The following is a 14,047-nucleotide window of genomic DNA, read 5'->3' on the forward strand; positions in this document are numbered from 1 at the left end:
GTTGATTTAAAAAACTGGTACGGATCTTGCATGATGATAAGGGTGAATCCAATGAAGAAAGGAATTGATCGGCGGAAAATTTTTAAAGCGCTTACATTTTAAGCCGGTCAAAAAACAATGAGGTGAAAAAGATGTCAGAAAAGCAAGTCAAGAAAGACGAGGAAAAAGAAGCTCTTAATTTATTTCTGTCTACCCAAACGATCATTAAGGAAGCCCTGCGGAAGCTGGGCTATCCGGGCGATATGTATGAACTCATGAAAGAGCCGCAGAGAATGCTCACCGTCCGTATTCCGGTAAAAATGGATAACGGCAGTGTCAAAGTGTATACAGGCTACCGGTCGCAGCACAATGATGCTGTCGGTCCGACAAAGGGGGGCGTGCGTTTCCATCCTGAAGTCAGCGAAGAGGAGGTAAAGGCATTATCCATTTGGATGACGCTCAAGTGCGGGATTGCCAATCTTCCTTATGGCGGCGGAAAGGGCGGTATTATTTGTGATCCGCGGACAATGTCATTTGGAGAACTGGAAAGGCTGAGCAGGGGATATGTCCGTGCCATCAGCCAGATCGTCGGCCCGACAAAGGATATTCCAGCTCCCGATGTGTACACCAACTCGCAAATTATGGCGTGGATGATGGATGAGTACAGCCGGCTCCGGGAATTCGATTCTCCAGGCTTTATTACAGGGAAACCAATCGTTTTAGGCGGATCGCAAGGCCGGGAAACGGCAACGGCACAGGGCGTCACGATTTGTATTGAAGAGGCGGTGAAGAAAAAAGGGATCAAGCTGCAAAACGCGCGCATCATCATACAGGGCTTTGGAAACGCGGGGAGCTTTCTGGCTAAATTCATGCATGAGGCCGGCGCGAAGGTGATCGGGATTTCGGATGCCCACGGCGGGCTCTACAATCCGGACGGCCTCGATATCCCTTATTTGCTCGATAAGCGGGACAGCTTCGGCATGGTCACCAACTTATTTACAGACGTCATCACAAATGAGGAGCTGCTTGAAAAGGATTGCGATATTTTAGTGCCTGCGGCGATCGCCAATCAAATCACGGCCAAAAACGCACATCACATTCAGGCGTCAATTGTCGTCGAAGCGGCGAATGGCCCGACAACCATTGATGCCACGAAGATCCTGAATGAAAGAGGCGTGCTCCTCGTGCCCGATATTCTGGCGAGTGCCGGCGGCGTAACGGTTTCTTATTTTGAATGGGTGCAGAATAACCAAGGATACTATTGGCCAGAGAAAGAGGTCGCAGAAAAACTGAGAAACGTCATGGTCCATTCGTTCGAAACGATTTATCAGACAGCGGCAGCACATAAAGTAGACATGCGCTTGGCGGCTTACATGACGGGCATCAGAAAATCGGCAGAAGCATCGCGATTCCGCGGGTGGGTGTGAATTCGGAAGGAGAATTCTTTCTGATGCAAATAAATTTTGCGTTTTACCCTTTTCGGAAAAGCGGAATGCGCAAAATAAATTTGCATTTCGTGATTGGAAAAAGAGCTAGGTGTTCTCCTGTTAGACAAATTTCTGTACAATTCAACAAGTTTTTTCAGCAAAAGACAAGATATTGGTATGATTCTTGCATTTTTAATTTATGCCAAGGCATTTTTTATGACATGAGGGGGATTACATATGACAGTTTCATACGTGCACGAACCATTTACTGATTTTACGGAGGCAAAGAATCGAACAGCATTTCAAGAGTCATTGGCCTTTGTAAACACTCAGCTCGGCAAGCATTATCCGCTTGTCATCAATGGAGAAAAAATCGAAACAGACCGCAAAATGGTTTCAATAAACCCGGCCAATAAAGAAGAGGTCATTGGGTACGCGTCTACAGCGGATCAAGAGCTTGCTGAAAAAGCGATGCAAGCCGCATTGCAGACATTTGAATCATGGAAAAAACAAAGACCGGAGCACCGTGCCAATATCCTCTTTAAAGCAGCAGCTATTTTACGCAGAAGAAAGCATGAATTTTCAAGCTATCTTGTAAAGGAAGCGGGAAAACCGTGGAAGGAAGCAGATGCGGACACGGCTGAAGCGATAGACTTTTTAGAGTTCTACGCGCGCCAAATGTTAAACCTTAAGGAAGGAGCTCCGGTGAAGAGCCGTGCTGGCGAATTCAATCAATATCATTACGAAGCGCTTGGCGTCGGCATCGTCATTTCTCCATTTAATTTCCCGCTTGCGATTATGGCAGGTACTGCGGCGGCAGCGATTGTGACAGGAAATACGATTCTCTTAAAACCGGCTGACGCGGCGCCGGTAGTGGCTGCAAAATTTGTTGAGGTCATGGAGGAAGCGGGTTTGCCAAACGGCGTTCTGAATTACATTCCGGGAGATGGAGCGGAGATCGGCGATTTCTTAGTAGAGCATCCGAAAACGCGGTTTGTCTCATTTACAGGTTCCCGAGCGGTTGGGTGCCGGATTTATGAGCGCGCCGCCAAAGTGCAGCCGGGCCAAAAATGGCTGAAACGGGTCATTGCAGAGATGGGCGGTAAAGACACGATGCTAATCGACAAGGACGCTGATCTAGACCTTGCTGCATCCTCTATCGTGTATTCAGCGTTTGGATTTTCAGGACAGAAGTGTTCAGCAGGCTCTCGCGCGGTCATCCATCAGGATGTTTATGATGAAGTAGTGGAAAAAGCTGTGGCACTTACCAAAACGCTGACTGCCGGCAATCCGGAGGATCCTGATACGTATATGGGACCAGTCATTCATGAAGCGTCCTACAACAAAGTCATGTCATATATTGAAATCGGCAAATCTGAAGGCAAACTGTTGACCGGCGGCGAAGGCGATGATTCAAAAGGCTACTTTATTCAGCCGACGATCTTTGCAGACGTTGATGAAAACGCGCGCCTGATGCAGGAAGAAATTTTCGGCCCGGTTGTTGCGATCTGCAAAGCGCGTGATTTTGATCATATGCTGGAGATTGCTAATAACACGGAATACGGATTAACAGGCGCACTGCTGACGAAAAACCGTGCGCACATTGAACGGGCGCGTGAAGATTTCCATGTCGGAAACTTATACTTCAACAGAGGCTGTACCGGAGCGATTGTCGGGTATCAGCCGTTCGGCGGTTTTAATATGTCCGGAACAGACTCAAAAGCAGGCGGTCCGGATTATTTAATTCTTCATATGCAAGCCAAAACAACGTCCGAAGCTTTTTGATTTGAGAGAAACAAAACCGTGCGTTCTGTAGCTGACCGCACGATTTAAACAGGCAGAGGCGCAATAGAAAAAGCTCTCCGGAGAATCGGAGAGCTTTTTTACGGTGTCGTCTGATCATCCGAGTAAACTAAATGCCATTGGCTTTCCATAAGTAGCGTTAAAGTTTCTCGTAATTTTTAAATGAAATATTAAAATCTGTATTAAAATTTAAATGAAAACAATAAAAATAATAAATATTTCGTTCGAATTGTAAATTGCGAAAAAACAATGCTAAAATTAATTCAACTTTATGAAGATTATGGAAGAGGTGTTTGAGGGAGAATGAACAGTAAACAAAACAATGACATCAAAACAAAACATCATTTTCCGCTATTGTTAGCACTGGCTTTAACGATGGGGGTATTTGCTGCCGGATCTGAAGAACTTGTGATCTCACCGCTGCTGCCGGATTTAGCAAAAGCCTTCAACTCAGATGTCAGTGTCCTTGCGTTATCTATCAGTATTTACGGCGTGATGATTTTTATCGGTGCGCCGCTTCTGGTTCCTTTAGGCGATAAATATTCGAGAGAACTTAGTTTAATGGCAAGTCTTATCATTTTTATCATAGGAACAGTAATATGCGCTTTAGCCCAAAATATCTTATTCTTCTTTTTGGGCCGGGCGCTGTCGGGATTGGCTGCGGGAGCGTTTGTGCCGACCGCTTACGCAGTTGTCGGGGATCGTGTTCCTTATACATACCGGGGAAAGGTGATGGGACTGATCGTTTCAAGCTGGTCGCTGGCACTGATCTTCGGTGTGCCGCTCGGATCATTTATCGGCGGCGTCCTGCATTGGAGATGGACATTTTGGATATTCGCCTTGATGGGCGTTCTGGTTGTTTTGCTGATCCTGCTTGAAATGCGCCGTCATGCCGAGCACAAAAACAGCGGCAAGGAAGAAAAAGAAGAGCCGGCTGGAACATTCCGGGATGCACTGAAAGTCCCGCGCGTACCCGTTTATATCACGATAACCTTTTGTAATATGATTGGTTTTTACGGTATGTATTCATTTTTAGGCTCCTATCTTCAGGACGTTTTTACCGGAGGAAATACAGCTGCGGGCTTATTTATCATGATTTACGGCATTGGGTTTTCCATGAGTGTGATTACAGGAAAGATAGCCGACCGCATCGGAAAAATGCGCTCCCTGTTGATTGCGCTGGCGGTCATCAGCGTGCTGCTGGCCTGTTTAGCCTATGCACCGGCTTCAATGATTCTGTTAATCGTCAGCCTATTTATTTGGGGGTTAATGCAAAGCTTGACGGTGACGCTGCTCAGCACCATTTTGAGTGACTGCTCAGAGCATCATCGCGGGAAAATCATGGTGTTTTACAGCCTTGCCTCGAATCTGGCTGTGACATTAGGATCTGCTTTGATGGGACCTGTATATGTGGGATACGGTTATGCAGCTGTCGGATTGATTTGCGCCGCCATCACTGTACTCGGATTTGTGCTCAGTGTATTCGCATATAAAAAGTACGGCAAACATGAGCAGAAAGCCGATCATTCCTTATCCCAATAAAGAAAGTTTCTAAATGCCTATAATAAAAAACCCTTTTTTAAGGGTTTTTCTGTTTGTATGGTATTAATTATCAGTATTTTCAAAAAATGTTGACAGTTCGATTTTCTCTGGATAAAATTTACTTAAAATTTTAAAAGATTGGTTGGTGCTCATGATAATATTGGATAATAGCATTCAGACAAAAAACAGAACTGATTCAATATCCAAATTGATTACAGTCAACACGCTCGGCCCTGAGGGGACAAGCAGTGAGTACGCAGCAAAGCATTTCATCTCCAATTTTACTCTTCTGCAGGGGCTGAACAGTAAATTGTCCTTGCATGATACATTTGAATCATGCATCGAAAGGACGCTTCAAAGCCCGCTGGAATATACCATCGTCCCACACGCTTACGACGGCATTAAGCATTTCTACATGAGGCCGGATTTGCAGCTTTTGCAAATCTTCAGGTGCGATACACCGATGTACGGCCTGGCTGTTCGTCCTGACTTTGAATTCAGCGACGATATGCTTGATTTATCTGTTATTGTTTCACATCCTTCACCCATTAATTTAATCAAATATTTTACCCGCAAAGATGTACGTTTCAAACTGGTCAATTCGACCAGTCAAGCTGCAAGAAAAGTAAAAGAAGGCTTGTATGACATTGCTTTAACGAATGAGCTTGCACGGCAAAAGTACGGGCTTACATTTGTGAAAACATTTAAAAGCATTCCTATGAGCTGGTCATTATTCGGAAAAGGAGACGTTGATTATGAAAACTAAAGAAGATATGCAGGAGCTTTATTTCCCGACACCGAAATTAATAGAATGGGAAAACGGTGTGAGACAGTATTCAACCGTGCGCGGTGACACTGAGGTATTAATGTCTTACGTTCCGCCGCATACGAACGTTGAACCCCATCAGCATAAGGAAGTCCAAATCGGCATGGTCGTTTCAGGCGAGCTGATGATGACTGTTGGAGATGTGACGAGAAAAATGACGGCCTTGGAATCTGCCTACATCGCGCCGCCGGATGTGCCTCACGGGGCTAGAAACGACACAGACCAAGAAGTCATTGCGATTGATATCAAGCGGCTGAAAGCTGATGAAACATATACAAGTCCTGAGGACTATTTTTTGAATATTTTCAAAACGAGAGACCTATTGCCCGGCATGGAAGTCACGTTCTTTGTAGAGGACTGGGTGGAAATCATGCTGGCCAAAATCCCTGGAAACGGCGGAGAAATGCCTTTCCATAAACATCGGAATGAACAAATCGGCATCTGCATCGGCGGCGGTTACGACATGACGGTCGAAGGCTGCACGGTGGACATGAAATTCGGTACAGCCTATTTCTGTGAGCCTCGGGAAGATCACGGCGCCATCAACCGCTCAGAAAAAGAATCAAAATCCATTAACATCTTCTTCCCGCCGCGCTACAACAGGGCAAAAGCAAAAAAAATAAAGGCGGATGAGTGATCATGAACCTCACCGATAAAACCGTCCTTATAACAGGAGGCGCATCAGGCATTGGTTATGCTGCGGTTCAGGCTTTTCTGAACCAGCAGGCCAATGTGGTTGTGGCGGATATTGACGAGGCGCAGGGAGAAGCAATGGTCCGGAAAGAGAATCATGACAGGCTGCACTTTGTGCAAACGGACATCACAGACGAAGTTGCCTGTCAGCACGCTGTTCAATCGGCGGTCGATACATTTGGAGGGTTGGATGTATTGATTAATAACGCGGGAATTGAAATCGTGGCTCCCATTCACGAAATGGGGCTCAGCGATTGGAATAAGGTGCTTCAAGTCAATTTGACCGGCACGTTTTTAATGAGCAAGTACGCACTCAAGCATATGCTGGCTGCCGGCAAGGGCAACATCATTAATACATGCTCAGTCGGCGGACTCGTGGCATGGCCTGATATTCCTGCCTATAACGCCAGCAAAGGAGGCGTTTTGCAGCTGACGCGGTCAATGGCCGTTGATTATGCGAAACATCAAATTCGCGTCAACTGCGTATGCCCGGGGATTATCGACACACCGCTAAATGAAAAATCATTCCTTGAAAATAATGAAGGCACACTTGAAGAGATCAAAAAAGAAAAGGCAAAGGTAAATCCGCTGCTGAGGCTCGGGAAACCCGAAGAAATCGCAAACGTGATGCTGTTTTTAGCCTCAGATTTATCAAGCTATATGACCGGAAGCGCCCTCACCGCAGACGGAGGATACACCGCACAATAGAGAAGGAGTGTTTTACATATGGAGAGAAAAACAGTATTGGTCATCGCTGATCTTGGAGGCTGCCCGCCGCACATGTTTTATAAAAGCGTTGCTGAAAAATATAACCTGGTTAGCTTTATTCCAAGACCTTTTGCAATTACAGCCTCTCATGCAGCACTGATTGAAAAATACTCGGTCGCGGTCATAAAAGATAAAGACTATTTTCAGAGCTTAGCTGATTTTGAGCATCCAGATTCAATTTATTGGGCGCATGAGGATCATGACAAACCTGAAGAAGAGGTCGTCGAGCAAATCGTCAAGGTTGCCGAAATGTTTGAGGCGGACGCCATTACAACAAACAATGAGTTATTCATTGCCCCGATGGCAAAAGCCTGCGAACGCCTTGGCCTGAGGGGCGCCGGAGTGCAGGCAGCCGAAAATGCCAGAGATAAAAATAAAATGAGAGACGCTTTTAATAAAGCGGGAGTTAAATCGATCAAAAACAAACGAGTCACAACCCTTGAGGATTTCCGTGCCGCACTAGAAGAGATCGGCACACCTTTTATCTTAAAGCCTACATACTTAGCGAGTTCAATCGGCGTAACGCTGATTACGGACACTGAGACGGCAGAAGCTGAATTTAACAGAGTCAATGACTACCTGAAATCGATTAATGTGCCGAAGGCGGTCACATTTGAAGCGCCGTTTATTGCTGAAGAATTTTTACAGGGTGAGTACGGAGACTGGTATCAAACAGAAGGCTACTCCGACTATATCAGCATAGAAGGCATCATGGCGGACGGTGAGTATTTCCCGATCGCCATTCATGACAAAACGCCGCAAATCGGATTTACAGAAACATCACATATTACGCCGTCCATTCTGGATGAAGAGGCGAAAAAGAAAATTGTCGAAGCCGCCAAAAAGGCAAATGAAGGGCTTGGACTGCAAAATTGCGCAACACATACAGAAATCAAGCTAATGAAAAACAGAGAACCGGGTTTAATAGAGTCCGCAGCGAGATTCGCCGGCTGGAATATGATTCCTAACATTAAAAAGGTTTTCGGTCTTGATATGGCACAATTATTATTAGATGTTCTCTGTTTCGGAAAAGACGCTGATCTGCCGAACGGATTACTGGATCAAGAGCCTTACTATGTCGCTGACTGCCATTTGTACCCTCAGCATTTCAAACAAAATGGCCAGATTCCTGAAACTGCAGAGGATTTGGTGATCGAAGCGATCGATATTCCGGACGGGCTATTGAAAGGTGATACAGAAATCGTTTCTTTTTCGGCTGCGGCACCAGGCACATCAGTTGATTTGACACTGTTTGAAGCCTTCAATTCCATTGTTGCCTTTGAACTGAGAGGCAGCAATTCACAGGATGTGGCTGATTCAATCAGACAAATTCAGCTGTATGCGAAGCTGACGGCAAAGTATGTGCTGCCAGTATGAAACAGTTGAAGCCCAACTCTAAATACTTGCTTTACGGGCAGGCGCTATCGTTTATGGGAGACTATTGTGTTCTCCCGGCCCTGCTCATTTTGTCTACATATTATCACGACTATTGGGTGACGTCGGGGGTTATCGTGGTCAGAAGCATTCCGATGGTGTTCCAGCCGTTTTTGGGGGTTCTGGTCGACCGGTTAGACAGAATTAAGATCATGCTGTGGACGGATATCATCAGGGGTATCATCTTTTTGGGGCTCACATTTCTTCCAAAAGGCGAGTACCCGCTGATTTTTCTGGCCCTTCTGTTTATTTCTTATGGAAGCGGCGTGTTTTTTAATCCGGCCCGTCTCGCTGTCATGTCATCATTGGAATCAGATATTAAAAGCATCAACACGTTATTCGCAAAAGCGACGACCATCTCTATCATCGTCGGAGCGGCTGCCGGAGGGCTTTTTCTGTTAGGCGGTTCTGTAGAGCTTGCTGTAGCCTTTAACGGTGTGACATACCTGATTTCGGCATTATTTATCAGCCGCATCAAGCTCCAATTCGTGCCGATTCAATCTGAAAACATAAAAGAGGCCTTTCAGTCGTTTAAAGAAGGGCTCAAGGAAATCAAAACAAATTCTTTCGTATTAAACGCCATGTTTACGATGATTACGATGGCTTTGCTGTGGGGAATTGTGTACAGCTATTTTCCGATTGTCAGCCGCTTTCTGGGTGACGGGGAAATCGGCAACTTTATTCTCACATTCTGCATCGGCTTCGGCGGGTTCATCGGAGCGGTGCTTGTCAGCAAATGGGGCTTTAACAACAATAGAGGACTGACGTACTTTACCGTTTTATCCATTGTCTCGCTGGCGCTGTTTTTATTCACGCCGATTTTCGCTGTCTCTGTCATCGCCGCAATCCTCTTTTTCATTGCGATGGAATACGGGGAAGTGCTTGCAAAGGTGAAGGTCCAGGAGAACGCGGCGAACCAGATTCAGGGGCGCATTTTTTCGGTGGCGGAAGCGTCTATCGGATTATGCATTTCTGTTGGTTCAATGTTAATCAACGTCTTCAACGCTCCGGTCATTATGGGGCTGATTGTTGTTATGGTAAGCGGATTGTTTTTGCATACGAAGCTCGTCAACAAATCGTTTTTGGAACGGGATAACAAAACGGAGCAAAAAGGAGTCTATTAGATGGAAATAACACCGTCCGACGTCATCAAGACACTTCCAAGGCAAGAGTTTTCTCTCGTTTTTCAAAAGGTGAAGGAATTGGAAAAAACGGGGGCCCATATCATTAATCTCGGACAGGGAAACCCTGATCTTCCCACTCCGCCTCATATTGTGGAGGCTTTGCGGGAGGCGTCTCTGAATCCGTCGTTTCACGGATACGGCCCATTCAGAGGCTATCCTTTTTTGAAGGAAGCCATCGCTGCTTTCTATAAAAGAGAATACGGAGTCTCAATCAATCCTGAAACGGAAGTTGCGCTCTTCGGCGGCGGGAAAGCCGGCTTGTATGTGCTGACACAATGCCTGCTCAATCCGGGAGACATCGCTTTGGTTCCGAACCCGGGCTATCCTGAATACATGTCAGGGATTGCGATGGCGCGAGCTGAGCTTCACGATATGCCGCTGTATGAGGAAAATGGCTATCTGCCCGATTTTGAAAAGATCAACCCCGCCGTGCTGAAAAAAGCGAAGCTCATGTTTTTAAACTATCCGAATAACCCGACGGGAGCCGTAGCCGATGCAGCTTTTTATGCAAAAGCGGCTGCTTTTGCGAAAGAGCACAAGATCCACTTAATCCATGATTTTGCGTACGGAGCGTTTGAATTTGATAACAAACCGGCCAGCTTTCTAGGGGCAGAAGATGCCAAAGCAGTCGGGGCAGAGCTTTATTCATTTTCAAAAACATTTAACATGGCCGGCTGGAGAATGGCGTTTGCGGTCGGGAATGAAAAGATCATTCAGGCCGTCAATGAATTTCAGGATCATGTATTTGTCGGCATGTTCGGCGGGCTGCAGCAGGCGGCAAGCGCGGCGCTATCAGGAGATCCTGAGCAAACGGAATCCTTGAAAAGAATCTACGAGGAACGAATTGACTTTTTTACGGAGCTGTGTGAAAAGGAATTGGGCTGGAAGATGGAAAAGCCAAAAGGAACATTTTACGTATGGGCTGAGATTCCGAAAATGTTTGAGACATCTCACCAATTCTCTGATTACTTGTTGGAGCATGCCCATGTCGTTGTCACACCGGGCGAAATATTCGGAAGCAACGGAAAAAGGCATGTCAGAATATCAATGGTGTCAAAGCAGGAGGATCTGCGGGAATTTGTCATGCGGATTCAAAAGCTGAACCTGCCGTTTGCATCATTACAAGAAATATCCCGCTAAACAGCGGGATTTCAGCGTGTCGGCAAATCCTCGCATTCGTTGTCAGGCTTGCGCATCGGTGCTCACAATGACCGAAAGGAACGGCGGCTAAATGCTTAGGCGTCCTGCCTAAACGCCGCCGTCATCACATCCTGTGAAAGTCTGCTCCGATGCTCGTCCTTCCTAGACTTCAAAGGTTTTCAATCATGCTGAAAAGATGACAAAATCCTAAAACGAAAGTCGTTTTAGGATTTTGTCAACAATCTGGTATCCCGCTAAAAAGCGGGATTTTTTATATGCTTTTCATGCTGCCTCCGTCCGCGGAGATTTGCTGTCCGGTGATATAGGAGGCTTCCTCAGATGCGAGAAACGCGGCAAGCGCTGCGGTTTCTTCTGCTGATCCGACACGTTTCATCGGAATTCCAGAAGCAATCTGTTCTTCTGCTTCCCGTTTGGACATGCTGTTCTTTTTCATTACATTTTCCACAAATTGATGGTAACGGTCTGTAGCGATAAAACCAGGATTCAGGCAGTTGACAGTAATGTTGTGAGGAGCAAGCTGGATGGAAATATTTTTACTGGCGTTAATTAGAGCGGCATTCAACATACTGTTTGTGAACATATTGGCGCCGGGTTCTTTCCACAGGTTTCCGACAATGTTGATGATTCTGCCAAACTCGTTTTGCTTCATCAGTGAGGAGGCACGTTTGATAGCGTCAATATAAGCGACGGTTTTCTGTGTGAACGTGGCTGTCATATCCTCTATATGACAGTTGTCAAATGTGTCAGGCGCGCCGCCCGGAATATTATTAATCAGAACATCAAGCCGTCCGCATTGAGATTCGATTTTTTGGAAAATGCCGGCTCTCGTATGCTGGTCAGACATATCTCCCGCCAAAACAATGACACTCGCTTCAGGATGTTTGGCCAAAATGTTTTCTTTGACAGGCTCAATATTATCCAAGTTTCGCGAATTAATGACGACGGAAAATTGCTGTTCTGCTAATTTCAGAGCGATTGCTTTTCCGATCCCTTGACTGGCTCCCATAATAAATGCGGTTCGTTTTGACAAATAACTGCACCCCTTTGAAAAAATTGGATTATTAACTACATCGTAAGAAAAAACAGAGAAAATAGCAAATTTTATTTAAATTCTGATAAATGGAAATCGAAAAAACTCCCGCCGTCTAGGGCGGGAACAGATATTATACATATAGGAATTGAGGAAGTGTCTCAAGCGAAAGGCGATTGCCGACAAAGAATGAACCAAATTCGCCGTAGCGAGCGCTGACTTCGTCAAAACGCATTTCATACACAAGCTTTTTGAATTGAAGCACATCATCACTGAATAAGGTAACGCCCCACTCGTAATCGTCAAAGCCGACGGAGCCGGTGATGATTTGTTTGACTTTGCCCGCATAGCTGCGGCCGATTAAGCCGTGGCTTCTCATCAAGTTTCTGCGTTCTTCCATTGAAAGCATGTACCAGTTGTCGTTGCCGGATCTTCTTTTATCCATTGGATAGAAGCATACATATTTAAATTCCGGCAGTTCAGGGTAAAGGCGCGCACGCACATGCGGATTTTCGTAAGGGTCGCCGTCGCCGCTTGCCAAGTAGTTGCTCAGCTCTACCACTGATACGTAGGAGTAAGCCGGAATAGTGAACTCAGCAAGTCTTGATTTGTTGAATTCGAGCTCAATTTCATTTAATTCTTCCATTGTAGGACGAAGAATCATCAGCATAAAATCAGCTTTTTGGCCGACGATGCTGTAAAGCGCTTGTGACCCTTTTCCTTCTTTTTGAGCCACGCCCCATTTTTCAAGCAATCCTGTGAATTCATGTATAATAGATTGGCGCTCATCACTGGACAGCAGCTTCCAGGAAGTCCAGTCCATTGTGCGGAAATCATGAAGCGCATACCAGCCGTCAAGCGTTTTGGCCGCTTCATTCGTCATTTGCTGTTCACTCATTTATCTTCACTCCTATTACCTTTTCATGATTGCCTTCACTATACCATAGTTTATCCGATTCTACTGTGGAGAAACCTTGAACATCCCTTTTGTATAACTCCATAAATATAAGAGAAACTATAAGGGGAAAATGAGTCACTTAAATTAGTTAGAAAAATAAGATTTTTTTGTGAAAGCGCTATAATGAAAGTTGGCTGTTTGAATTTGGTTGGAAGAAGAGTATGCTAGTAAAAGAAAGCGTTTTTGTAACTTTTTGAGGAGGTTTTATTGTGGCAGATTTATTTTCAACAGTGCAAGAAAAAGTAGCTGGAAAAGACGTTGAAATTGTATTTCCTGAAGGTTTAGACGAGCGTATTTTAGAAGCTGTCAGCAAGCTTGCAGGAAACAAGGTGCTGAATCCGATTGTGGTCGGCAATGAAAATGAAATTCAAGCAAAAGCGAAAGAACTGAACCTGGCGCTGGATGGCGTTCAGATTTATGATCCACATACATATGAAGGCATGGAAGACCTTGTACAAGCATTCGTAGAACGCCGTAAAGGCAAAGCGACAGAAGAACAGGCTCGAAAAGCGTTATTAGACGAGAACTACTTCGGTACAATGCTGGTGTACAAAGGGCTTGCACACGGACTTGTTAGCGGAGCGGCTCATTCAACAGCCGACACTGTCCGCCCGGCTCTTCAAATCATCAAAACAAAAGAAGGCGTGAAAAAGACTTCCGGCGTCTTCATCATGGCTCGCGGAGAAGAGCAATACGTATTCGCGGATTGCGCGATCAACATTGCGCCTGACAGCCAAGATCTTGCCGAAATTGCGATCGAAAGTGCCAATACGGCAAAAATGTTCGACATTGAGCCTCGCGTGGCAATGCTCAGCTTCTCTACAAAAGGCTCAGCTAAATCTGATGAAACAGAAAAAGTAGCGGATGCTGTGAAAATCGCCAAAGAAAAAGCGCCTGAGCTGACACTTGACGGCGAATTCCAATTTGATGCCGCATTTGTTCCATCTGTTGCTGAGAAAAAAGCGCCGGATTCCGAGATCAAAGGGGACGCTAACGTATTCGTATTCCCAAGTCTTGAAGCAGGCAACATCGGCTATAAAATCGCTCAGCGTTTGGGCAACTTTGAAGCGGTAGGGCCAATTCTGCAAGGCTTAAATATGCCTGTAAATGACCTTTCAAGAGGATGTAACGCTGAAGATGTTTACAACCTCGCATTAATTACAGCTGTACAAGCACTGTAATAAATGAAGACGATGGCAGCTCTCTTCCGGAGGGCTGCTTTTTTTGCGCCTTCGCATAGCC

Annotated in this window: 12 protein-coding genes; 10 read left to right on the plus strand and 2 right to left on the minus strand. The window is 45.6% G+C overall.

Features of this window, described 5'->3' with window-relative positions:
• The first annotated feature begins 131 nt into the window (after positions 1 to 131).
• The 9 genes from rocG (at position 132) to bacF (ending at position 10,796) form a co-directional block, all read left to right on the plus strand.
• A complete protein-coding gene (gene rocG, locus V6D41_RS08440; protein ID WP_333517904.1) occupies positions 132 to 1,406 on the plus strand; it encodes a glutamate dehydrogenase in 1,275 nt (424 codons plus the stop codon).
• A gap of 237 nt (positions 1,407 to 1,643) precedes the next feature.
• The gene (gene pruA / locus V6D41_RS08445; RefSeq protein ID WP_333517905.1) at positions 1,644 to 3,191 is read left to right on the plus strand and encodes an L-glutamate gamma-semialdehyde dehydrogenase; all 1,548 of its coding nucleotides are present in this window, start codon (positions 1,644 to 1,646) and stop codon (positions 3,189 to 3,191) included.
• Between the two features lie 321 nt (positions 3,192 to 3,512).
• Complete coding sequence (locus tag V6D41_RS08450) at positions 3,513 to 4,751, plus strand: MFS transporter (RefSeq protein WP_148963424.1); 1,239 nt, start codon at positions 3,513 to 3,515, stop codon at positions 4,749 to 4,751.
• 151 nt (positions 4,752 to 4,902) lie between these two features.
• Entirely contained in the window at positions 4,903 to 5,517 is a 615-nt protein-coding gene (bacA, locus tag V6D41_RS08455) for a prephenate decarboxylase (RefSeq protein WP_148963425.1), read from the plus strand.
• A complete protein-coding gene (gene bacB / locus V6D41_RS08460; protein WP_087992769.1) occupies positions 5,507 to 6,214 on the plus strand; it encodes a 3-((4R)-4-hydroxycyclohexa-1,5-dien-1-yl)-2-oxopropanoate isomerase in 708 nt (235 codons plus the stop codon). Before bacA ends, bacB begins: the two co-directional genes overlap by 11 nt.
• Positions 6,215 to 6,216: 2 nt before the next feature.
• Complete coding sequence (bacC, locus tag V6D41_RS08465) at positions 6,217 to 6,978, plus strand: dihydroanticapsin 7-dehydrogenase (protein WP_333517906.1); 762 nt, start codon at positions 6,217 to 6,219, stop codon at positions 6,976 to 6,978.
• 18 nt (positions 6,979 to 6,996) lie between these two features.
• Positions 6,997 to 8,415, plus strand: coding sequence for an alanine--anticapsin ligase (gene bacD, locus V6D41_RS08470; protein WP_333517907.1), 1,419 nt, complete (start codon positions 6,997 to 6,999; stop codon positions 8,413 to 8,415).
• Positions 8,412 to 9,596 carry a bacilysin exporter BacE gene (gene bacE, locus V6D41_RS08475; protein WP_333517908.1) on the plus strand — a complete coding sequence of 395 codons (1,185 nt, stop codon included), beginning with the start codon at positions 8,412 to 8,414 and terminating at the stop codon, positions 9,594 to 9,596. Before bacD ends, bacE begins: the two co-directional genes overlap by 4 nt.
• Positions 9,597 to 10,796, plus strand: coding sequence for a transaminase BacF (bacF, locus tag V6D41_RS08480; RefSeq protein ID WP_333517909.1), 1,200 nt, complete (start codon positions 9,597 to 9,599; stop codon positions 10,794 to 10,796).
• A gap of 271 nt (positions 10,797 to 11,067) precedes the next feature.
• Here bacF and bacG read toward each other — a convergent pair whose 3' ends face one another.
• The gene (gene bacG / locus V6D41_RS08485) at positions 11,068 to 11,847 is read right to left on the minus strand and encodes an NADPH-dependent reductase BacG (protein ID WP_333517910.1); all 780 of its coding nucleotides are present in this window, start codon (positions 11,845 to 11,847) and stop codon (positions 11,068 to 11,070) included.
• Positions 11,848 to 11,980: 133 nt separating this feature from the next.
• Positions 11,981 to 12,745 carry a hydrogen peroxide-dependent heme synthase gene (gene hemQ / locus V6D41_RS08490; RefSeq protein WP_141113419.1) on the minus strand — a complete coding sequence of 255 codons (765 nt, stop codon included), beginning with the start codon at positions 12,743 to 12,745 and terminating at the stop codon, positions 11,981 to 11,983.
• A gap of 269 nt (positions 12,746 to 13,014) precedes the next feature.
• On the opposite strand from hemQ, the gene pta reads away from it, so the two are divergent.
• Complete coding sequence (gene pta / locus V6D41_RS08495; protein ID WP_333517911.1) at positions 13,015 to 13,986, plus strand: phosphate acetyltransferase; 972 nt, start codon at positions 13,015 to 13,017, stop codon at positions 13,984 to 13,986.
• Positions 13,987 to 14,047 lie beyond the last annotated feature (61 nt).

The sequence above is a fragment of the Bacillus sp. 0102A genome, assembly GCF_036765155.1.
Classification (GTDB): Bacteria; Bacillota; Bacilli; order Bacillales; family Bacillaceae; genus Bacillus; species Bacillus subtilis_G.

Excerpts from the sequence above, each read along its gene's own strand:
- rocG (WP_333517904.1), top strand. The coding sequence starts at position 132 with ATGTCAGAAAAGCAAGTCAAGAAAGACGAGGAAAAAGAAGCTCTTAAT.
- pruA (WP_333517905.1), top strand. The coding sequence starts at position 1,644 with ATGACAGTTTCATACGTGCACGAACCATTTACTGATTTTACGGAGGCA.
- V6D41_RS08450 (WP_148963424.1), top strand. The coding sequence starts at position 3,513 with ATGAACAGTAAACAAAACAATGACATCAAAACAAAACATCATTTTCCG.
- bacA (WP_148963425.1), top strand. The coding sequence starts at position 4,903 with ATGATAATATTGGATAATAGCATTCAGACAAAAAACAGAACTGATTCA.
- bacB (WP_087992769.1), top strand. The coding sequence starts at position 5,507 with ATGAAAACTAAAGAAGATATGCAGGAGCTTTATTTCCCGACACCGAAA.
- bacC (WP_333517906.1), top strand. The coding sequence starts at position 6,217 with ATGAACCTCACCGATAAAACCGTCCTTATAACAGGAGGCGCATCAGGC.
- bacD (WP_333517907.1), top strand. The coding sequence starts at position 6,997 with ATGGAGAGAAAAACAGTATTGGTCATCGCTGATCTTGGAGGCTGCCCG.
- bacE (WP_333517908.1), top strand. The coding sequence starts at position 8,412 with ATGAAACAGTTGAAGCCCAACTCTAAATACTTGCTTTACGGGCAGGCG.
- bacF (WP_333517909.1), top strand. The coding sequence starts at position 9,597 with ATGGAAATAACACCGTCCGACGTCATCAAGACACTTCCAAGGCAAGAG.
- hemQ (WP_141113419.1), bottom strand. The coding sequence starts at position 12,745 with ATGAGTGAACAGCAAATGACGAATGAAGCGGCCAAAACGCTTGACGGC.